This window comes from Rhizobium sp. YTU87027 (assembly GCF_050644135.1).
Lineage (GTDB): Bacteria > Pseudomonadota > Alphaproteobacteria > Rhizobiales > Rhizobiaceae > Rhizobium.
The window spans coordinates 2,714,264-2,735,817 of the sequence record NZ_CP098440.1; the positions used below are offsets into that span (position 1 = coordinate 2,714,264).

Annotated in this window: 16 protein-coding genes and 2 pseudogenes; 12 read left to right on the forward strand and 6 right to left on the reverse strand. The window is 61.8% G+C overall.

Going from position 1 to position 21,554, the window contains the following annotated elements; genetic code table 11:
* The first annotated feature begins 6 nt into the window (after positions 1-6).
* The 5 genes from nirB to NBG89_RS13555 are packed head-to-tail and all read left to right on the forward strand — an operon-like array spanning position 7 to position 7,239.
* Positions 7-2,457 (forward strand): nitrite reductase large subunit NirB, encoded by a 2,451-nt coding sequence (nirB, locus tag NBG89_RS13535; RefSeq protein ID WP_431320386.1) that lies wholly within the window; start codon positions 7-9, stop codon positions 2,455-2,457.
* Positions 2,458-2,461: 4 nt separating this feature from the next.
* A complete protein-coding gene (nirD, locus tag NBG89_RS13540) occupies positions 2,462-2,797 on the forward strand; it encodes a nitrite reductase small subunit NirD (protein ID WP_431320387.1) in 336 nt (111 codons plus the stop codon).
* A complete protein-coding gene (locus NBG89_RS13545) occupies positions 2,797-5,454 on the forward strand; it encodes a molybdopterin-dependent oxidoreductase (RefSeq protein ID WP_431322689.1) in 2,658 nt (885 codons plus the stop codon). Before nirD ends, NBG89_RS13545 begins: the two co-directional genes overlap by 1 nt.
* Positions 5,426-6,922, forward strand: a complete 1,497-nt coding sequence (gene cysG / locus NBG89_RS13550) for a siroheme synthase CysG (protein ID WP_431320388.1) — start codon at positions 5,426-5,428, stop codon at positions 6,920-6,922. Before NBG89_RS13545 ends, cysG begins: the two co-directional genes overlap by 29 nt.
* Complete coding sequence (locus NBG89_RS13555) at positions 6,922-7,239, forward strand: hypothetical protein (RefSeq protein WP_431320389.1); 318 nt, start codon at positions 6,922-6,924, stop codon at positions 7,237-7,239. Before cysG ends, NBG89_RS13555 begins: the two co-directional genes overlap by 1 nt.
* A gap of 8 nt (positions 7,240-7,247) precedes the next feature.
* On the opposite strand, the gene NBG89_RS13560 is transcribed toward NBG89_RS13555, so the two are convergent.
* The 5 genes and pseudogenes from NBG89_RS13560 to NBG89_RS13580 all read right to left on the reverse strand — a co-directional run.
* Positions 7,248-8,363, reverse strand: a complete 1,116-nt coding sequence (locus NBG89_RS13560; RefSeq protein WP_431320390.1) for an HPP family protein — start codon at positions 8,361-8,363, stop codon at positions 7,248-7,250.
* Positions 8,364-8,420: 57 nt separating this feature from the next.
* Positions 8,421-9,329, reverse strand: coding sequence for a LysR family transcriptional regulator (locus NBG89_RS13565; RefSeq protein WP_431320391.1), 909 nt, complete (start codon positions 9,327-9,329; stop codon positions 8,421-8,423).
* A 172-nt stretch (positions 9,330-9,501) separates the two neighbouring features.
* Entirely contained in the window at positions 9,502-11,394 is a 1,893-nt protein-coding gene (locus NBG89_RS13570) for a DUF882 domain-containing protein (RefSeq protein WP_431320392.1), read from the reverse strand.
* Positions 11,395-11,574: 180 nt separating this feature from the next.
* Positions 11,575-11,799 (reverse strand): annotated as a pseudogene (locus NBG89_RS13575) (helix-turn-helix domain-containing protein); the annotation flags it as partial.
* A 65-nt stretch (positions 11,800-11,864) separates the two neighbouring features.
* Positions 11,865-13,128 (reverse strand): annotated as a pseudogene (locus tag NBG89_RS13580) (sigma-54-dependent transcriptional regulator); the annotation flags it as partial.
* Between the two features lie 208 nt (positions 13,129-13,336).
* Between NBG89_RS13580 and NBG89_RS13585 the strand changes: the two are divergent.
* From NBG89_RS13585 to NBG89_RS13595, 3 genes are read left to right on the forward strand one after another with little or no spacing between them, the layout of a single operon-like run.
* Positions 13,337-15,193, forward strand: coding sequence for a M3 family oligoendopeptidase (locus NBG89_RS13585; RefSeq protein ID WP_431322690.1), 1,857 nt, complete (start codon positions 13,337-13,339; stop codon positions 15,191-15,193).
* A gap of 21 nt (positions 15,194-15,214) precedes the next feature.
* Positions 15,215-16,375 carry an aminodeoxychorismate synthase component I gene (locus NBG89_RS13590; RefSeq protein ID WP_431320393.1) on the forward strand — a complete coding sequence of 387 codons (1,161 nt, stop codon included), beginning with the start codon at positions 15,215-15,217 and terminating at the stop codon, positions 16,373-16,375.
* Positions 16,372-16,998: an aminotransferase class IV family protein gene (locus NBG89_RS13595; protein WP_431320394.1), complete on the forward strand. Its 627-nt coding sequence runs from the start codon at positions 16,372-16,374 to the stop codon at positions 16,996-16,998. Before NBG89_RS13590 ends, NBG89_RS13595 begins: the two co-directional genes overlap by 4 nt.
* On the opposite strand, the gene NBG89_RS13600 is transcribed toward NBG89_RS13595, so the two are convergent.
* Entirely contained in the window at positions 16,995-17,900 is a 906-nt protein-coding gene (locus NBG89_RS13600) for a diguanylate cyclase domain-containing protein (protein ID WP_431320395.1), read from the reverse strand. The genes NBG89_RS13595 and NBG89_RS13600 overlap by 4 nt on opposite strands.
* Positions 17,901-18,032: 132 nt before the next feature.
* Here NBG89_RS13600 and NBG89_RS13605 point away from each other — a divergent pair, with 132 nt between their 5' ends.
* From NBG89_RS13605 to omp10, 4 genes are all read left to right on the forward strand, one after another.
* The gene (locus NBG89_RS13605) at positions 18,033-18,317 is read left to right on the forward strand and encodes a YciI family protein (RefSeq protein ID WP_431320396.1); all 285 of its coding nucleotides are present in this window, start codon (positions 18,033-18,035) and stop codon (positions 18,315-18,317) included.
* Between the two features lie 109 nt (positions 18,318-18,426).
* The gene (locus NBG89_RS13610; protein WP_431320397.1) at positions 18,427-19,302 is read left to right on the forward strand and encodes a heme-dependent oxidative N-demethylase family protein; all 876 of its coding nucleotides are present in this window, start codon (positions 18,427-18,429) and stop codon (positions 19,300-19,302) included.
* 127 nt (positions 19,303-19,429) lie between these two features.
* The gene (locus NBG89_RS13615; RefSeq protein WP_088693316.1) at positions 19,430-20,881 is read left to right on the forward strand and encodes a homospermidine synthase; all 1,452 of its coding nucleotides are present in this window, start codon (positions 19,430-19,432) and stop codon (positions 20,879-20,881) included.
* Between the two features lie 170 nt (positions 20,882-21,051).
* Positions 21,052-21,417, forward strand: coding sequence for an outer membrane lipoprotein Omp10 (omp10, locus tag NBG89_RS13620; protein ID WP_088693317.1), 366 nt, complete (start codon positions 21,052-21,054; stop codon positions 21,415-21,417).
* Positions 21,418-21,554 lie beyond the last annotated feature (137 nt).

Consider the following 21,554-nt stretch of genomic DNA (forward strand, 5'->3'; position numbering starts at 1 on the left):
AAAACTATGACTGAGAAGCTTGTCATCATCGGCAACGGCATGGCGCCCGGGCGCATGCTCGAGCATCTCTTCGAAAAGGCGCCGGACCAATATCAGGTCACGATCTTCAACGCCGAGCCGCGCGTCAATTACGACCGCATCATGCTCTCGCCGGTTCTGTCCGGCGAGAAGGAATATGAAGAGATCATCATCCATGGCGATGGATGGTACATCAAGCACGGCATCACCCTCTACAAGGGCCACAAGATCATCAAGATCGATCGTGCTGCCAAGACGGTCACGTCGGATCACGGCGTCACGGAAAACTACGACAAGCTGGTGATCGCCACCGGCTCCGTGCCTTTCATCATCCCAGTACCCGGCAACGATCTGCGCGGCGTCATCACCTACCGCGACCTCGACGATGTGCAGGCGATGCTGCTTGCCGCCCAGTCTCGCGAGAAGGCGATCGTCATCGGCGGCGGCCTGCTCGGCCTCGAAGCAGCGGCCGGCCTTGCCTCGCGCGGCATGGACGTCACCGTCCTGCACGTGATGCCGACACTGATGGAGCGCCAGCTCGATCCGGCTGCCGGCTATCTCCTGCAGAAGGCCGTGGAAGAACGCGGCATCAAGGTCATCACCAAGGCCAATACCAAGGCGATCATCGGCAACGGCAAGGTCGAGGGTATCGAACTCGATGACGGCCGCATCATTCCGGCGACCCTGGTCGTGATGGCGGTCGGCATCCGCCCGAGCGTCGGGCTGGCCAAGGACGCCGGCATTGCCGTCAACCGCGGCATCGTCGTCGATGACGGCATGCAGACGTCGGACGGCAGCATCATGGCGCTCGGCGAGTGTGCGGAAGTCGGCGGCATGGTTTACGGTCTCGTCGCGCCGCTCTATGAGATGGCGCGCGTAGCCGCCTCCCATCTGTCAGGCGATCGCTCGGCTGCCTTCGTGCATTCGGACACGCCGACCAAGCTCAAGGTCACCGGCATCGAGCTCTTTTCGCTCGGCGACTTCGCCGATGGCGACGACCGTGAGGAAATCGTGCTGCGCGACGCCTCTGCCGGTGTCTACAAGCGCCTCGTGCTGAAGGACAACAAGATCATCGGCACCGTGCTCTACGGCGAAACGGCCGACGGTGCCTGGTTCAACGATCTTAAAAAGAAACAAACCGATATCAAGGAGATGCGCGAAACGCTGATCTTTGGTCAGGCCTACCAGGGAGGGTCGCCGCTGGACCCTATGGCGGCCGTTGCAGCCTTGCCGGATGACGCGGAAATCTGTGGCTGCAACGGCGTATGCAAGGGCAAGATCACCTCGACGATCACGGCTAAGGGCCTGACGTCGCTGGACGACGTGCGTGCCCACACCAAGGCGTCCGCGTCCTGCGGCTCCTGCACCGGCCTCGTCGAGAAGCTAATGACGCTGACCCTCGGCGACAGCTACAACCCGGCCGCTGTCACGCCGATGTGCACCTGCACCGAACTCGGCCACGACGACGTCAGGCGCCTCATCAAGGCCAAGGGCTTGAAGAGCATTCCTGCCGTCATGCAGGAACTGGAATGGAAGACTTCGTGCGGCTGCGCCAAGTGTCGCCCCGCCCTCAACTACTACCTCGTCTGCGACTGGCCGGACGAATATGCCGACGATTACCAGTCGCGCTTCATCAACGAGCGCGTCCACGCCAACATCCAGAAGGACGGCACCTATTCGGTGGTTCCGCGCATGTGGGGCGGCGTGACGAATTCCAACGAATTGCGCGCCATCGCCGATGTCGTCGACAAGTTCGAAATCCCGATGGTCAAGGTGACGGGCGGCCAGCGCATCGACCTGCTCGGCATCGAGAAGGAAGACCTTCCGGCTGTCTGGGCCGATCTCGGGAAGGCCGGCTTCGTTTCCGGACAGGCCTACGCCAAGGGGTTGCGCACCGTGAAGACCTGTGTCGGCTCCGACTGGTGCCGCTTCGGCACGCAGGATTCCACCGGTCTCGGCATCCGCATCGAGAAGTTCATGTGGGGTTCCTGGACGCCGGCCAAGTTGAAGATGGCCGTCTCCGGCTGCCCACGCAATTGCGCCGAAGCGACCTGCAAGGACATCGGCGTCATCTGCGTCGACAGCGGTTTCGAGATCCATTTCGCCGGTGCTGCCGGCCTCGACATCAAGGGAACCGAGGTTCTCGGCCTCGTGAAGACCGAGGACGATGCCCTGGAGCATATCGTGGCGCTGACGCAGATGTACCGCGAGCAGGCCCGCTATCTCGAGCGCATATACAAGTGGGCGAAGCGCGTCGGCCTCGACGAAATCCGCCACCAGATCATGGGCGACGCCGACAAGCGCAAGGCTTACTACGAGCGCTTCGTATTCTCCCAGAAATTTGCCCAGGTCGATCCCTGGTCGGAGCGCGTCTCCGGCAAGGACAAGCATGAGTTCAAGCCGATGGCGACCATCGGTTATCCGCAGGCCGCTGAATAAGGAGATGGACATGAACTGGATTTCAATCGGCGACATCTCCGAAATTCCGCTACGCGGCGCCCGCTGCGTGAAGACACCCCAGGGCAAGATCGCCGTTTTCCGCACGGCGGAAAACGAGGTCTTCGCCATCGAGGACCACTGCCCGCACAAGGGCGGGCCTCTCTCCCAGGGCATCGTGCATGCGAAGGCGGTCACCTGCCCGCTGCACAACTGGGTGATCTCGCTCGAAACCGGAAAAGCGCTCGGCGCCGACGAGGGCGAAGTCCGGACCATCCCGGTGCGCAACGAGGATGGCACCCTCTACATCGCGCTCGAAAGCCTCATGATGGCGGCCGAATGATGGAGAATGAGGTCAAGACAACCTGTCCCTATTGCGGTGTCGGCTGCGGCGTCATCGCCAAGGTCACCGATGACGGCAAGGTTTCCGTCAAGGGCGACCCGGATCACCCCTCGAACTTCGGGCGGCTTTGCTCGAAAGGCTCAGCGCTTGGCGAAACGGTCGATCTCGATGGACGCATCCTCTACCCGGAAATTTCCGGCGAGCGGGTGGAATGGGAACAGGCGCTTGACCTCGTCGCACAGCGGTTTTCGGATGCCATCAACGAGCATGGACCCGATTCCGTTGCCTTCTACGTTTCCGGTCAGCTGCTGACCGAAGACTACTACCTCGCCAACAAGCTGATGAAAGGCTTCATCGGTTCGGCCAATATCGACACCAATTCGCGGCTCTGCATGTCGTCTTCCGTCGCGGGTCACCGCCGCGCCTTCGGCTCGGATACCGTACCGGGCACGTATGAGGACATCGAGCTTGCCGATCTGGTGATCCTCACCGGCTCGAACCTCGCCTGGTGTCATCCGGTCATCTATCAGCGGCTGGCTGCTGCCAAGCAGGCCCGTCCCGGCATGAAGGTCGTCGTCATCGATCCGCGGCGCACGATGACATCAGATATTGCCGATCTGCACCTCGCCATCCGCCCGGATAGCGATGTCGCGCTTTTCATCGGTCTTTTCGAACACCTGATCGCAAGCAACGCCATCGACCAGAATTACGTTGCCGAACATACCAACGGCTTTGCCGAAGCCTTTACGGCTGCATCAGGCGTCTCCTTCAACGAAGTGCTGGAACTGACCGGCCTGCCGGCCATGCAGCTTCGCGAATTCTATCGCCTCTTTGCCGCCACCGAAAAGGTGGTCACCTGCTACAGCCAGGGCGTCAACCAATCCTCGTCGGGGACCGACAAGGTCAACGCCATCCTCAACTGTCACCTCGCCACCGGCCGCATCGGTCGGCCCGGTATGGGACCCTTCTCGCTCACCGGCCAGCCGAACGCCATGGGCGGGCGCGAGGTGGGCGGGCTTGCCAACATGCTGGCCGCCCATATGGCGATCGAAAGTGCTGCGGATCGCGACCGCGTCCAGCGCTTCTGGGCTGCGCCGACCATTGCCGAAAAGCCGGGCCTGAAGGCGGTCGACATGTTCAAGGCCGTTGCTGACGGGCGCATCAAGGCGCTCTGGATCATGGCGACCAACCCCGTCGTTTCCCTGCCGGATGCCGACGCCGTCGAGGCCGCCATCAAGGCCTGTCCCTTCGTCGTTGTCTCCGACGTTCTCCAGGACACCGATACCGCGCGCCACGCCGACGTCCTTCTGCCCTCGCTCGGCTGGGGCGAAAAGAGCGGCACCGTCACCAACTCCGAGCGCCGCATCTCCCGCCAGCGTTCCTTCCTCGATGCGCCCGGAGAAGCCCGAGCCGACTGGTGGCAGCTGGCCGAAGTGGCTCGCCGCATGGGCTTTGCTCAAGCCTTCGACTTCGGCTCCAATGCGGAGATCTTTGAAGAACACGCCGCGCTCTCGGCCTTCGAGAACAACGGCAATCGCGACTTCGATATCGGCGCATACGTCGGAATCAACCGTCAGTCCTATGATGAATTATCGCCTTTCCAGTGGCCGCAGCCAGTAGGCCGTGAAGCAGATGTGACCCGCTTCTTCGCCAAGGGCGGCTTCTACCATGCCGACGGCAAGGCACGCTTCGTCGCCGTGAAGCCGGTCGCCTCGGATCGCACCACCGCGGACTATCCGTTCACGCTGAACACCGGCCGCATCCGCGACCAGTGGCACACGATGACCCGGACGGGCAAAAGCGCACGCCTCTCATCCCATATCGCCGAACCCTTCGCCGAGCTCCACCCGCGCGATGCGATCGAGATCGGTGTCGGCAACGCCGGTCTCGTCGAAATCGAAAGCCCGCACGGCAAGGCCGTGGTTCGTGCCTTGATCACGGAGCGCCAGGCCCGCGGCAGCATTTTCGTACCGATGCATTGGAACGATCAGTTTGCCGCGAAGGCTCGCATCGACGCCGTCGTAGCGCCTTTGACCGACGCGATTTCGGGCCAGCCGGCGTCCAAGAATGTTGCTGTCGCGGCACGGCGCTTCAAGGCGGCGCGCTACGGCTTTGCCGTTTCTGGGGCTAAGCCGGGTCACCTCGACGCGGCCTACTGGGCGCTCGCAAAGGCCGAAGGCGGCTGGCGGGTGGAACTCGCCTTCGACCAGCCGGTCGAGGACTGGTGCGCGTGGTGCCGAACGACCTTCGATATCCCCAACGACGTCGAGCCACTTGGCTATGCCGACCAACAATCCGGCGATCTGAGGCTCGCCTTCTTCGACGGCAAGCGATTGCTCATGGCGCTGTTCCTGGCCCGTGAACCGGTAGCGGTTGCCCGCAACTGGGCGATCTCGCAGCTCACCGCCGAACACACCAATCTGCGCAAGCGCTTCGCGCTCGTCGCCGGCCGCCCCGGTGCGGACAAGCCCGACCCGGGCGCCACCGTCTGCTCCTGTTTCGGCGTCGGCGTCAACCAGATCGTCGCTGCCGTTCGCGGCGGCTGCCACAGCGTCGAAGCCGTCGGCAAAGAACTCAATGCCGGGACCAACTGCGGCTCCTGCCGCGCCGAGATCAGGGGGATCATCGATGGATGTCTTGCAGCAGCCGCGGAGTGAAGCACCCGCCCGCATGGAGCCGCTTGCCAAGCTGCCGGTGTTCTGGGCGCTTGAGGGCAAGCGCGTGATCGTCGCCGGCGGATCCGATGCCGCCGCGTGGAAGGCCGAGCTTCTCGCTGCCTGCGGCGCGGAGGTCCATGTCTATGCCGACGAGCTTTCCGACACCTTCGGGACCCTGGTCCTGCGGGGCGCCGAACACCCTCAGGGCGGCTTCATTCATCACTGCCACGCATGGGATGAAACGATCTTCGCCGGCGCGGCCATCGCCATCGCCGACTGTGGGGAAGACGGCGAGGCGAAAGCCTTCTTCGACGCTGCCCGCATCGCCGGTGTGCCGGTCAACGTCATAGACAAGCCTGCCCTCTGCCAGTTCCAGTTCGGCTCGATCGTCAACCGCTCGCCCGTCGTCGTCTCGATCTCGACGGATGGTGCCGCTCCGATCCTCGCCCAGGCGATCCGCCGGCGGATCGAGACGTTGCTTCCGCAGACGCTGAAAGGCTGGGCGGGATTGGCACAGTCGCTGCGAGACCGGATCAACGAGCGGCTGGCGCCCGGCCCCTTGCGTCGCGCCTTCTGGGAGAAGTTCGTCGATCGCGCCTTTTCAAGTTTGGATACGCCGGAGGAGGGCGTCGGCGGGCAGCTTCTCAAGGAAGCCGAGCGGCTTCGGGAAGCGCCCGCCCACTCCAAAGGTCGTGTGACGCTGGTCGGTGCCGGGCCTGGTGATGCGGAGCTCCTGACTTTGAAGGCCGTTCGCGCCCTGCAGGCGGCCGACGTGATCCTCTTCGACGACCTTGTGTCATCGGAGGTACTGGAGCTAGCGCGTCGTGAAGCCAAGCGCATGCTGGTGGGAAAACGCGGCGGCCGCACGAGCTGCCGGCAGGAAGACATCAACGACATGATGGTCAAGCTCGCCAAGGCAGGCAAACGCGTCGTGCGTTTGAAGTCCGGCGATCCGATGATCTTCGGCCGCGCCGGCGAGGAGATCGCCCATCTCGATCGTGAAAGCATCCCCGTCGACATCATCCCCGGCATCACGGCCGCCAGCGCCATGGCCTCCCGCCTCGGGATTTCGCTGACGCACCGAGACCACGCGCAGTCTGTCCGTTTCATCACCGGTCACTCTCGCCACGGCGGCCTTCCCGTTGATGTCGATTGGACCGCAGTCGCCGATCCGCACACGACAACTGTCTTCTACATGGGAGGACGAACGGCCCCGCTGATCGCCGATCGGTTGGTCGAAGAAGGACTGTCGCCTGAAACGCCTGCCATTGTCATTAGCGACGTCAGCCGGGCGACGGAGCGCGACTGGAGCGGCACCCTCGCAACGATCCCTGATGGGATCGCGCAGATCGGCTACGACAATCCTGTGCTGATCGCCGTCGGCAGCGCGCTTGCGGCACGCCAAACCGTCGCTCGCGACACGAACGATTTCGACAGCGATCATCGCTTGGTCATGGGAGCGCGCTGATGCAGCTCCAAATGATCGCCCCCATCTTCCTCGTTCTTGCCATTGCCTTGAGCTGGCCGCGCTTCAGCAGCATCTTTCGCAGCGAAACGCAGATCGCGGTGGCAACCGCTCCGCTCACCATGGTTGCCAGTGCCGTCAGCGTTTCCGCCCTCGGATTGGCCTTCGCCGGCAACGGGCCATGGCTCGGCATGCTGATCGCGGCGCTCGGCGCGCTGCTCGGTTGGGCGATGCGAACGCCAACGCCGTCGCTCGCGGTATCACTGGCCACTCTCAGCCTGGCCGCCTATCTGCAGTTTGGCCCGACCACTCTCTTCTAGCAACCATTTCAAGCGGCGCTTTGCGCCGTCTGTTCCGGCAGCATGTGGGCCATGGCACTCAGCAGGTCCGTTTGCGAGATGAGCCCGACCACCTGGCCGCCGGCATCGACGATGACAACGGCGTGGGTGCGCCCATCCGTCAGATCCGGTAACAGGCTGATGGCGGGCGCATCAGGGGAACCGGTCACAGCCGCAGCGATATGACCGACAAGCCGCTCGGCGTGAATCAATTCCCGCAACCCGACCGTCCCGATCAATCGCCCGCTGCCATCCTTCACAGGCAGCGTCCGGATATTGTGCTTCAGGAGCACAGCGCGCGCATCTTCCGCCGTGGCGTTCTCGCCGACCGCGATCACATCGCGCGACATGATGTCGGCGCAGCTGACGGTGCCATGAGAACGAACAGCAGCCTCGACCTCGACCTGCCGCAGCAAGCGGCTCAGGTCGCCGCGATCGATATCGAAGGTTTCCTCGAACTTCGCCAACGCCGCATCGACGTCTTCCTCGCGGAAGCCAATCCGCACGGCGGATGGCGGATCGATCGTCTGATGCGTGTTGACCGGTGCCGGAACGGCGACATGCGGATAGTTTCGCCGCCCGAGCTTATGAAAAAGAATGCCGAGCGCGACCAGGATGCAAGAATTCAGCGCCACCGGCACGAACGGGAAAAGCAGCCCCCAGCTTGTCACCGCAGGCCCACCAAGCACAGCGGTCAGCGCCGCGGCACCGCCGGGCGGATGCAAGCAGCGTGTGAACGACATGGCGCCGATCGCCAGCGAAACGCCGACGCCGATCGCAATGATCGGCTCATGGATGAAATGCGCCGCGAGAATGCCCATCATTGCGGAGATCGTGTTGCCGCCAATGATCGACCACGGCTGCGCCAGCGGACTTGCCGGCACGGCGAAAAGCAGCACGGCCGAAGCGCCCATCGGCGCCACGATCAACGGCAGGTGCGAACTCTGCCCGAAGAAGTAGCCGCAGACCATGCCGGTGAGCGCGATGGCGATCAGCGCCCCAAGGCAGGCAAACATTCGCTCGCGCAGCGTGGCGCCGGCGAGGATCGGCGAAAACAGGCGAAAGCGGTGGCTGGGATCGGCCTTGGGAGTGCTGGAATTTGACATGATGAACCGACAGTTTGTGAAACGAAGTCTTGGTTGAGAAACGGATGCGAGCCGAGGTTATCCGTTTGGGGGCGAGAGGCCGTCCCTGCCTCGCGAGGCGATGAGGACATCGTAAAAGGCCTCGAACGAGTCCGACCGGTCGGCCTTGCAGCGGACAAGAAACGTCTCCACGGCGCCGATCTCGCGAGTGACGATATCGACAGGCCAGCGCAGCAGATCGAACACCGAGCGCGGCATGACGCCGAAGGCATTGCCGGCGACAATGCTCGCGAGGATCGCGTGATAGGAACCGAGCTCCAGCGCGCGCAGCGAGGCGGCATCCTTAGCCCACTCCTCGGCCATTCGCCGATAGGTGCACCCAGGTTCCATAACAGCAAGTGTGCCGATGCGCAGGTTCTTCGCGTCCTTGATATCAGGATGTTTCGGGGGAAGGACGAGGATCAGATCCTCGACATAGATGCGCCGTGCGTCGAACTTGCTGAGGTCGAGATCGGCATATCGTATCTTGTCGAGCGACGCCTCTGGCGGTCGCGCGACCAATGCGCAGTCCAACTCCTCGGCTAGCACACTCTGCATGAGCTCTCGCGTTGCGCCCATTGTCAATTGCAGAGAGACGTCGGGCCACAACGATCCGAAGCGCCTGATGACCTCAGGGAGCCGACTTGCAGCCGTGCTCTCCATCGTTCCAACACGCAGCGCTCCCGATGCCATCAGCGGCCGCACGGCCTGCCTTGCTTCCTCGGCTAGGTCAGCAAGGCGCGTCGCATAGGACAGGAAGATCGTACCTTCGCGCGTCAGCGACATCTTCTTGCGGTCGCGAGAAAACAGCGCCACCCCAAGATCCTCTTCAAGCTGCTGGATACGAGTCGTGATATTCGACGGCACACGGCCTAGCGCAGCCGCCGCCTTCGTGACGCTGCAAGTCGACGCGACCGCCTGAAAGATTTCGATTGAGGACAGATCCATATTTTCACTTATCGAGAATGCTGGAGGCGCTTTATTCTCGATATGGAAATGAAAATCAACCCACGCTTTTGCCGAAACCGCGCTCCGCCGCGCGACTTTCCGCCACAGGGCCGGAAAACAAAAGAGCCGCCGGATCGCTCCAGCAGCTCTTACAAATTCCTAAGTGTCCAGCTCAGTTCGACTCGAACTTCCGCACTTCCATGAAGTTAACCGCGCTGCCGCTGAAGCGGCCGGGATCGATGGAGGCTGTCTTCGTGAAGCCGTCGGCATAAACAGAAGTCGGCTGGGCGCGAAGCGTCTGGCTGACAAAGCGCGGCGCCTTGACCGGCTTGGTGACCATCTCCATGCGGGAGTTGGTAAGCGCCCACTGCGAGATGATCTTCTGCGTCAGCTTCGGCTCGGTGCGAATTGTCGCGCGGCTGGCGTCGGCTTCTGCGGCCTCATGCTTCGTCGGGCGGCCACCCTTGGTCGGCAGGCCCTGCGACAAGGCGTTGGCATCCGACGGCTTCGGTGCATCAAAGCCATCGCCGAAGCTTGCAGACTTCGTGGTAGGCGCAAGTGCGGCAAGCTGCAACGGTTGCTTCTCGCTCGGAACCTTTTGCGGCGTTGCCGCGTTAATCGCCTGCTCGACGCTCGTGACCGGCGACTGGGTAGACGGGACCTGACGGTCGCCGCCACTATTCTGCTGGTTAAGGGCATCGGCAACGGCCGGAGAAAGCGTATCCTCCTGGTCTGCTACGTCGTCCTCGGCTTCGGCATCGGCATCCGCCGCGGCCAGAAGCTTTTCGGCAAGCGCCGGTCGTTCACCCGGCGTCGGAACCGCTGCGAGATTCCCCGTCATCGCAGACGGATCAGCCGAAGCGACTTCCGCGTCGCCTGGAGAACGGCGCGGTCCGAGCAGAGAAGGAACCGGTACGCTATAGGCGCTAAGATCCGCGAACTGCTGCTGACCTTGCTCAGTCACAGCAGAAAGGGCCTCTTGCGCTGCATTTCCGGATTGCGGAGCGACAAGGGCACTGGCCATCTCGCTACCGCCTGGCTGATTGGCGAACGCCGGACGCACCTGCGGAATCGGCGCGTTGACGCTTGCGACCTCAGTAGCCTGCGCGGGCGCCTGCTCGCCGGGATCGGCGGCGTTTGGCATATTAGCCGCCGGCGGCGACGCCTTCGCGACCGCGACTGCTGCACTGCTATCATCATCAGAACTGTCTTCGGCTTCATCCGCACCGCCGCCAAACAGGGCAGCAAACAGTGTCTTATGCTTTGGCTGATCGCTCGACGACGAGCCCGTATAGGCACCGGAGCTTGCCATCTGCACCTGGGTCGAACTTACGCGGCGCTTGTAATCGGCCACAGCCTGCTCGTAACCCGGCAGTGGACGACCGTCCGCAGGGATATGCATCGTGTTGCCGTTCGGGAAAAGCCGAACGAGTTCTTCGCGGCTCATGCGCGGCCAGGCGCGAACGCCGCCGACATCCATGTGCACGAAGGGAGAGCCGGATTTCGGATAGAATCCAACGCCGCCAACCTGCATTTTCATGCCGATGCCGCGCAAAGTCGCCAATTTGACGTCAGGAATGAAGAAATCCATTGCCTTGCCGAGCATGTGCTGGCTCTTCTCGGCGACGCCGGAATTGCGCGAGCGCGCCTTCAGCATGGCGTTGGTAGACGGCGAACGGAAGCCGCAGACGACGTTGATATAGTCGCGCGAGCCGCTCTGGCGATAGACTTCCCAGATGAGATCGAAAAGGCGCGGGTCCATCCTCGTCGGCTGGTTCTTACGCCAGTCGCGAAGGAAGCGATTCAACTGCTCGAGACCCTTCGGATCGTACCTGCCGTTGCGCTTGTAGGTGATGACGGCCTTTTCGCCAGTATGGATGAAATAGAGTTTGAGGCTACGTGTTTCGCCAGCCGCCTCGGAAGGCGAGCTGACCAGAACCGGCGACGAAACAGCGAGTGCGAGAAGGGCGGCCATGGCCGTCCTAAACACCTTTCCGCAAAGGTCCGTGTACCTATTGCGCCAGCTCAAGCGCCAAGGTCTCGTATTCCGATTCAGATCCGGCAAACTCAATCCCCGTCAGACAGCCGATGGTCCCTCTTTGACACCGTTGACTGTTAAATGCGGTCACACGATGGCAAAAATGCCACACGTGATCAACCTTTTCCTTACATAATGAACAGGCCACTAACAAGTGGTTTATGATTGGTAACAAAAGATGATTGCCGGAGTGTTAATTTGGGGGACTTATGCGGCGTCCTTCTGCGGATTGTCGGGGTCTATGCCGTAATCCTTGAGTTTCCGGTACAATGTGGATCGTCCGATACCCAATTTCCGAGCCACTTGACTCATCTGCCCCCGATAGAATTTAAGGGCGAATCGGATCAATTCCTCCTCGACATCCGCAAGCTTGCGCACGTCCCCGGCGGGGTTCGTGCTCGCAATCGCGTTGTCAGGCGCCTCCGTGATTCGTGCGACAGCCTCTTCGACGCTGGCCTGATGGGCCGGGTACTCGGCGGTCGAAAAATCACTTTGCCGATCGTGGCGCGTGTTGTCTGCGACCAGCGCCAGATGATCGACGACCTCGTATTCCGGCAGCTGCGCCGCGATCTGCGGGAAGTCTGCCTCGGTCAGCTCGCCGCCCTCGGCAAGGACAACCGCGCGGAAGATCGCGTTCTCGAGCTGGCGGATATTGCCGGGCCAATCGTAGGCGGTGAGCAGAGCCAGCGCGCCGGCGCTGACCGCCATGCGTTGGCCGCCCTTCTGCTCGCTAGAGAAGCGCTCGGCGAAGACCCGCACCAGATGCGGAATGTCTTCCTTGCGCTTGCGGAGCGCCGGAATGGTGATCGGGAAGACGTTCAGGCGATAGTAGAGATCCTCGCGGAAGTGGCCGTTCTTGACCTCTTCGATCAGATCCTTGTTGGTCGCCGAAATCAGCCGGACGTTGACCTTGTGCGCCGTGCGTGCGCCAACAGTCTCGATTTCCCCCTGCTGGACGGCCCGCAGCAGCTTCACCTGAACCTCAAGCGGCAGGTCGCCGATTTCGTCGAGGAAGATGGTGCCGCCATCGGCTTCCATGAACTTGCCGATGTGCCGTTCGGTTGCGCCAGTGAATGCGCCCTTCTCGTGACCGAAAAGAATGCTTTCGACCAGGTTGTGCGGAATGGCGCCGCAATTGACCGTGACAAACGGCTTGCCGGACCGGTCGCTACCCGACTGGATGGCGCGGGCGACCAGCTCCTTGCCGACGCCGGACTCGCCTTCGAGCACCACGGGAATATTGGACTGCGCTGCGCGCTGCGCCAGATCGATCACACGCAGCATTGCCGGGCTTGCCGAAACAATGTCGTCGAAGCCGACGCTGCCGGAACGCGACCGGCGGCCAGCGCGCGCCTTGACCTCGCGCTGGTCGAGCTTCAGGGCGTTCAAGATCGAATTGGCGATCCGCTCCGGAGAGACCGGCTTGACGACGAAATCGAAGGCGCCGGCGCGCATCGCCTGCACCACGGTCTCGATGCCACCTTGCCCCGTCTGGACAATCACCGGAACATGCGTGCCGAATTCGTGCAGTGCCTCGAGGAATTCAAGACCCGTCATCTCGGGCATCATCAGGTCAAGAACGATGACGTTGTAGAGGCCGCTGCCTCTCTTCACCATCTCCAGCCCGATCCGGCCGTTTTCAGCCTGATGGACGACGTGGCCGTGACGCTCGATCGCGTTTTTGAGCAGTCGACGCTGGATCGGGTCGTCCTCGACGACGAGTATCTGCGCTGCTCCCTTGAGCTCATGGTAACCGGTCATTGGTGCCTCACTTCATGCGAAACCTGAGATGCACTCTGGCAGAAAGGCTTGAACATCCAGTTTTGAGAAACAATTGCATTTTAACGTTTGTGGCGGGGTCGAATCCGACCCGAAACGGAGCTTTTGGGCTGCCGAAAGCCCCTTGATGCCAAGCCTTTAGGCGCATAGACAGTCAAACCTGTCGCAAAAGAGGAAGAGGACCCAGATGATGAAAAACATGCTCTCCGGCACCGCCATTAATTTTTCGGCAAGTTCCGCTGCCTCTGCGAGCGATGCCGCCCTCGGCGACCTGCCGACCTGGAAGTTGCAGGACCTCTACCCTTCCGCAACATCCACGGCCTTTACTGGCGACATGGAGAAAGCCGGCAAGCAGGCAATCGCCTTCGAAGAGAAATGGAAGGGGAAGCTTGCCGACGCCGCGACCAAAAAAGGTGCGGAGGGCATCGGCCAGGCACTGAAGGAATACGAGGCGCTGGACGACATCATCGGACGCCTCGGCTCCTTTGCCGGCCTCACCTATTTCTCCGACACGTCGAACCCGGTGAACGGCAAGCTCTATGGTGATGCCCAGGCGAAGATCACCGAGTTCTCCAGCCACCTCTTGTTTTTTGCGCTTGAGCTCAATCGCATCGATGACGCCGTGATCGATGCCTGCATAGCAAATGACCCGGATGCCGGCCACTATCGCCCCTGGCTCATCGACCTGCGCAAGGACAAGCCCTACCAGCTGGAAGACAAACTGGAGCAGCTGTTCCTGGAAAAGTCGATGACCTCGGCCGCCGCCTTCAACCGCCTGTTCGACGAGACGATGGCGGAGCTGCGCTTTGACGTCGACGGCGAAAAGCTGCCGCTCGAAGTCACGCTGAATATGCTGCAGGAAAAGGATCCCGAAGTCCGCCGCAAGGGCGCGATGGCGCTCGCGCAGACCTTCAAGGAGAACCTGCGCATCTTCACCCTCATTACCAACACGCTCGCCAAGGACAAGGACATCTCCGACCGCTGGCGCGGCTTCGAGGACATTGCCGATTCCAGGCACCTTGCAAACCGCGTCGAGCGCGACGTGGTCGATGCGCTGGCCGCTGCCGTCAAGCAAGCCTACCCCCGCCTGTCGCACCGCTATTACAAGATGAAGGCGAAATGGCTCGGCATGGACCAGATGAACTTCTGGGACCGCAACGCGCCACTGCCGGAAACCTCCAATGCCATCATCCCCTGGAACGAAGCAAAAGACACGGTGCTGTCAGCCTACAGCAACTTCGCCCCTGAAATGGCGGCGATCGCCAAGCGTTTCTTCGACGAACAGTGGATCGATGCCCCGGTCCGCCCCGGCAAGGCGCCGGGCGCCTTCGCGCATCCAACGGTTCCGTCGGCGCATCCCTATGTGCTCGTCAACTATCTCGGCAAGCCGCGCGACGTGATGACGCTCGCCCACGAGCTTGGCCACGGCGTCCATCAGGTTCTGGCCGGCGCCCAGGGCGCGCTGATGTGCCAGACGCCGCTGACGCTCGCCGAAACCGCCTCCGTCTTCGGCGAAATGCTGACCTTCCGCGCCCTCCTCGACAAGACCAAGGACAAGCGTGAGCGCAAGGCTATGCTCGCCCAGAAGGTCGAGGACATGATCAATACGGTCGTGCGCCAGATCGCGTTCTACGAGTTCGAGCGCAAGGTTCACACCGCCCGCAAGGCCGGCGAGCTGACATCCGACGATATCGGCGAGCTCTGGCTCTCCGTGCAGTCGGAAAGCCTCGGGCCGGCGATCAAGATCTCGGAAGGCTACGAGACCTATTGGGCCTATATCCCGCACTTCATCCACTCGCCCTTCTACGTTTATGCCTACGCCTTCGGCGATTGCCTGGTGAACTCGCTCTATGCCGTCTACCAGAAGGCCGACAAGGGCTTCCAGGAGAAGTATTTCGAGCTCCTGAGGGCGGGCGGCACCAAGCATCATTCGGAGCTCCTGAAGCCGTTCGGCCTCGATGCCACGGATCCGTCGTTCTGGAGCAAGGGGTTGTCGATGATCGAAGGGCTGATCGACGAATTGGAAGCGCTTGATAAGAGCGCATAAGCTCTCGATCCAAAGGCAGGCATGACCAACGCTGGACGCTACGTTCTGTTCCGGGATGACACGACCGGGCAAGTGATGCTCTTTTCCGATCCGTCGGAGATCATCATAGCCCGGACGCGCGCCGAGTTCCTTGCCGGCCTTTCCCGCATGGAAGAGGCAAAGACCGCCGGTAGATGGCTGGCGGGCTACATGGCCTATGAAGCGGGCTATCTCTTCGAGGAGAAGCTGGCCGCGTTCCTGCCGGAAGGCCGAGAGACACCGCTGCTCGCCTTCGGCATCTTCGATGCTCCCGAAGCCGGCGCCCATCCGCTCGCGCAACCGAGGTGGCGCAGCGAGAACGACGAATTCTTGAGCGAGCCCAAGGCCGGTTGGAATTTTGCAACATATAAAGAGCGCTTCGACCGCCTGCACTGGCATCTGCGCCAGGGCGATTGCTACCAGGCAAACCTCACCATGCCGATCACCGCCCGCTGGAATGGCGATCCGCACGCGGCCTTCTGGTCGTTGATCGAACGGCAGCCGGTAAAGTACGGCGCACTCGTCGATCTCGGCGGCCCGATCCTGCTTTCGCGTTCGCCCGAACTCTTCTTCCGCACCGACGAGGAAGGCTGGATCGAAACCCACCCGATGAAGGGAACGGCGAAACGCGGGGCTGATGACGCCGAGGACGCCGCGATCATCGCCGCGATGCGCGAGGACATCAAAACCCAGGCCGAAAATCGCATGATCGTCGATCTGCTGCGCAACGACATTTCGCGCATCACGGAGGTCGGCACCCTCGACGTGCCGAAACTCTTCGACATCGAGACCTATCCGACTGTCCACCAGATGGTCAGCCACGTGCAGGCGAAACTCCTCTCCAATCTGACCATTCGCGACATCTTCGCCGCGCTCTTTCCCTGCGGATCGATCACCGGCGCCCCGAAGCTCAGCGCCATGCGGATCCTGCACGCGCTGGAAGACACGCCACGCGATGCCTATTGCGGCGCTATCGGCATGATTGCGCCCGGCGGCGCCATGCGCTTTTCCGTCGCGATCCGCACCATCAGCCTGTTCTCGGGCGGCAGGGCGGTCTTCAACGTCGGCGGCGGCATCGTCTTTGATTCCACCGCCGAAGCCGAATACGAGGAGTGCCTTCTAAAGGCGCGGTTTGCGATCGGCGATCAGGAGATCGCGCGATGAACGACTTCTCGCTGATCGAAACGCTACGCTGGGAGCCGGAGATTGGCTTCATCAGGCTGCGCCTGCATCTTGCACGCCTCTCCCGCTCCGCCCCTCGTATCGGCTTTCCCGATGCCCAAAACGCCGCCACGAAACTGGAGGAGGCCGTTTCCGACGCCACGACCGCCCTACGAATGCGGCTGACGCTTGATCGGCAGGGGCGGATCGAGGTCACCGCGGCTCCCTTCGTACCGACGCCGGCCGGCACCGAATGGAAGGTACGGATTGCCGACACCCGTCTAGATTCAAGCGACAGATTGCTGCGGCTGAAGACGACGCGGCGCGGCGTTTACGAGACCGCCCGCGCCGAATTTCCGGCCTCGGAGGCTGACGAGGTTCTGCTTCTGAACGAACGCGGCGAGGTCTGCGAAGGCACGATCACATCCGTCTTTCTCGACGACGGATCGGGCACGCTGCGCACCCCGCCAATCTCCTGCGGCCTGCTGGCTGGTGTCTTGCGCACCGAACTGATCTGCCAGCGCAAGGCACGTGTTGGACGCATCTCCGTTAAAGATCTGAAAGCTGGAAAACTTTATATGGGCAATTCGCTGCGCGGGCTGATCCCAGCCCGACTCGTCGGCTAGGCCACGATTTTCAGGCGATCTCGGCCACTCTGCTTGGCGTTATACAGGGCCTCGTCCGCGCGGGCATAGACCTCGCGCGCTGTCTCGCCCGGCCGCAACTCGGCCAATCCCGCGGAGCAGGTATAGGAGAAGGAGGGCACGGTGGGTACCGGACAGGCGCCGCGCACCATTCCGATGATGCGTTCGATAATCAGCTCGGCCTGCGCCAACGTCGTATCCGGCAGGAGCAGCATGAACTCCTCGCCGCCGATCCGTCCGAAGCTGTCACGCCGGCGGATGACCGGCTGCACGCGGCGCGAGAAATCGATCAGCACATCGTCGCCGAACTGGTGGCCATAGATGTCATTGATACGCTTGAAGAAGTCGAGATCGATGATACAGATGCAGCCGACGCCTGCATTGGCGGAGCCTTGACGCGCGATGAGGCTTTCCAAGGCCGCCATCATGAAACGACGGTTGGAAATGCTCGTCAGTTCGTCCGTCTGCGAGGCCCGCAGCGCAAAATCACGGTCCTGCCGCACGTCGCGCTCGCTCTGCTTCAGATGCGTGATGTCACTGGCGATGCAGAGCATCCAGCCGTCCCTCTGCACCGTCTCCGTCATCCAGAACCAGCGGCCGTCGACGACGTCCGTTTCGAACGCCCTGAACGGCAGTTTGCCGCGCCGCGATTGTGCGGAAACGAGCCATGTCTCGAAATCGGCGGTGCGAATGATCGTACCCTGGCCCGCCCGGGTGTTGCGACGCATGAGTTCCGACCACAAGGGCGTCTCATCAGGTTCGATGGCGTAGGTCGAACGAAATGCCGCGTTTGCATAGCGCAACCGATCTTCCTGATCATACATGGCAATCAGGACAGCGCTATCTTCCTGCAATTCGGCAAGCCGCTCAGATATCTGGGTCATCCGATTGTTCCGGGCGTGCTGACATCAACGGTTCGCACTTTCGAGCAGAATCCTAAAAAGAATATGGATGGCTCCCCGCCAATTGAATATTCACATGCATCAGAACGCAACACCCTGAAAGGAAATTCTGCGATGTTCATCCTCGCCCTGACTTATGTGAAGCCGAACGAGGAAGCTGACAAGCAGATGGAGCCGCACATGGCCTGGGTCAGGCAAGGCTATGCCAAAGGCTGGTTCCTGGCCTCCGGACGCAAAGTGCCGCGCACCGGCGGCGTGGTCCTCGCGATCGGACAGCGGGCCGAAATCGAGGCCTATGTCGCGGAAGATCCATTCACCGTGCACGGCATCGCCAAATACGAAATCACCGAAGTCGCCATCACCACGACGGCGGCGGGACTGGATATTCTGAAGCACTGAGCGACGAATCGGCGGCCCGCTCGCTGCCTCGTTCCATCCGGCGGCACGATGCCGACTGTCAGTGCGGATGGTCTTCCATCAGTGCACGTTGACGGCATAGAGTGGGATCATGACGCGTCTGACCTACACGCCCTACGGCGGCTCCACCCGCCCCTTCACCATCGGATTGATGCCGCTCGATCTTGCCCGTTGGATCGAACCGGATAGCGACCGGGCACGCTATATCTGCGAGAAGCGACGACTGATCGAAACCCATCGTGATGAGATTTTCGTCGCCGAGGGGGAGACCGCAGAGGCACAACAGGAGGTCCTTGATCTCCTGCAGGCTCATCTTGCTGATGACCATCCGGCGCGCGCCCGCAGCATCTCCGATGCCGCCGAGCAGGACCCGCCGCCGCTGTTGCGCGCCGGCCTGCTGGTGCAGGACGATCTCGTGATCATGCGACGCAGGGAAGATGGCTGGCATCTCGTAGCCGGCTTCGTCGCCTTCCCCTCTTCATGGTCGTTGCAGGAGAAATTCGGTCGCCCGATGCAGGCAATCCATGCCGACGTTCCCGGCTTCGGCGAAGGCACGCGCAACGCGGCACTCATCACCCGCATCTTTGACAGTCTGCAGGTTTCGCACCCTGTGGAACGACTGAACTGGTCTGTGAACGTCACGGACGATCTCTTCCTCCCGCTCTCCAAGCACCGCCGCCCGCCGCCCGCCGGACCGTTCACGCTCGCCGAGCGCTTTGCGCGGGTCGAGCGCCAGACGCTGCGCAAATTGCCGAAGTCGGGCGATATCCTCTTCACCATCCGCGTTTATGTCGATCCGATTGCCGCGATCGCTCACCATCCGAACGCCAGCAAACTCGCTGTCAGCTTCGCCGCGCAACTGGACGGTCTCGACGAGCACCAGGCGGCTTATAAAGGCCTAACATTGCAAAGGGCGGAGCTCGCCGCGAAGCTTCGGGCGCTCGCAGACACCCTCTCTCCCGCCTGATATTTGCGTTCTCGCTCTTTATTGTGACGCCGTTTTGTGGTTAGAGCCGGTCACTTCGCATTATCTGCGCCATTTCAGATGAATTCTTAAGGCCCACCGCCTTCGTCGCCTTCCACAGGAGAAAAGAATGACGAAACAGACCCACCCGGTATATGCCGAAATTACCGGCCCGATCGTCATGATCGGCTTTGGCTCCATCGGCCGCGGCACCCTGCCGCTGATCGAGCGCCACTTCAAGTTCGACAAAAGCCGGATGGTTGTCATCGACCCGCGCGACGACGCAGATCACACCGAAATCATGGCAAAGCATGGCGTGAAGCACATCAAAGCTCATGTCACGAAGGACAACTACAAGGAGTTGCTGAAGCCGCTTCTGACCGAAGGCGGTGGCCAGGGCTTCTGCGTCAATCTTTCCGTCGATACCGGATCCGTCGACCTCATGAAGCTCTGCCGCAAGCTCGGCGCCCTTTACATCGACACCGTTGTTGAGCCCTGGCTCGGCTTCTATTTCGACAAGAGCATGAAGAACGCCGACCGAACCAACTATGCGCTGCGCGAAACCCTTCGCAAGGAAAAGGCCAAGAACCCCGGCGGTCCGACGGCCGTCTCCACCTGCGGCGCAAACCCGGGCATGGTCTCGTGGTTCGTCAAGCAGGCGCTCGTCAACCTCGCCAACGACATCGGCCTGAAGTTCGAAGAGCCGGATCAGCATGACCGCGAAGGCTGGGCAAAGCTGATGAAGAAGGTCGGCGTCAAGGGCGTCCACATCGCCGAGCGCGACACGCAGCGCACCAAGCATCCGAAGCCCCTCAATGTCTTCTGGAATACCTGGTCGGTCGAAGGCTTCATCTCCGAAGGTCTGCAGCCGGCCGAACTCGGCTGGGGCACTCACGAAAACTGGATGCCGAAGAACGGCAAGAAGCACAAGAAGGGCTGCAAGGCGGCGATCTACCTCGAGCAGCCGGGCGCCAACACGCGCGTTCGCACCTGGTGCCCGACGCCCGGCCCGCAGTACGGCTTCCTCGTCACCCACAACGAGTCGATCTCGATCGCCGACTACTTCACGGTTCGCGACAAGGACGGCGAAGTAACCTTCCGTCCGACCTGCCACTACGCCTACCATCCGGCCAACGACGCGGTATTGTCGCTGCATGAAATGTTCGGCAATGGCGGCACGTCGCAGCCAGTCCATCACGTCCTCGATGAGGATGAACTGGAGGACGGCATCGACGAACTCGGCGTCCTGCTCTACGGCCACGAAAAGAACGCCTACTGGTACGGCTCGCGCCTGTCGCTGGAAGAAACCCGCCGCATCGCGCCTTACCAGAACGCGACCGGCCTGCAGGTGACCTCCGCGGTCCTCGCCGGCATGGTCTGGGCGCTCGAGAACCCGAACGCAGGCATCGTCGAAGCCGATGAGGTCGACTACAAGCGTTGCCTGGAAGTCCAGACGCCGTATCTCGGCCCGGTCGAAGGTCACTACACCGATTGGACCCCGCTCGACGGTCGCCCGGGTCTCTTCCCGGAAGAGATCGACACCAAGGATCCGTGGCAGTTCAAGAACATCCTCGTTCGCTGATCTTGGCTCGAACCGCATTCGAAGATGCCCGCCGCAAGGCGGGCATTTTTGTAACGCCTGCTGTATAAATGCCGTCTGGTGATTTTGAAGACTTGCCTTCCCGGACGGCCCGCGCCATGTGTTTCACAACCACACGGATAGTTTTCGTTCCGAATCCCCGGGAGAAGCTCATGAAAATCAGAACCCTCCTTGTCCTCCTCGGCGCGTCCGCGGCGCTTGCCGCCTGCACCACGTCGCAACGGCCGATACCGGTCGCGGCAACCCCGGTGCCGACGGGCGTCGAAGGCTCATGGGCGGATCCGAACGGCATCATCTCCACCTTCCAGGCCGGAACCTTCACCACCCGCACGACCGACAGCAATCAACTTCTCGCGTCGGGCACCTATGTGAACACCTCGCCGTCGCTCGTCGAGATCAACATGACATCGCTGGTGCGCAAGACGCAATCCAAGGTCAACTGCGCGCTGGTGACCCAGAGCCAGCTGAACTGCACCTCGGACGCCGGGTCGCAATTCACCCTGACCCGACGCATGTAAGGTCGCCAAGCACCGAACGATGAAAGCTCCCTTCGCGGGAGCTTTTTTTGTTTACCGCTCTCGGAAAGCGTCAACGCTGTCACAGCTTTTTCTCTTGCGGCCACTAATGCTTAATGGAAACATCAACCGCGTAGGGA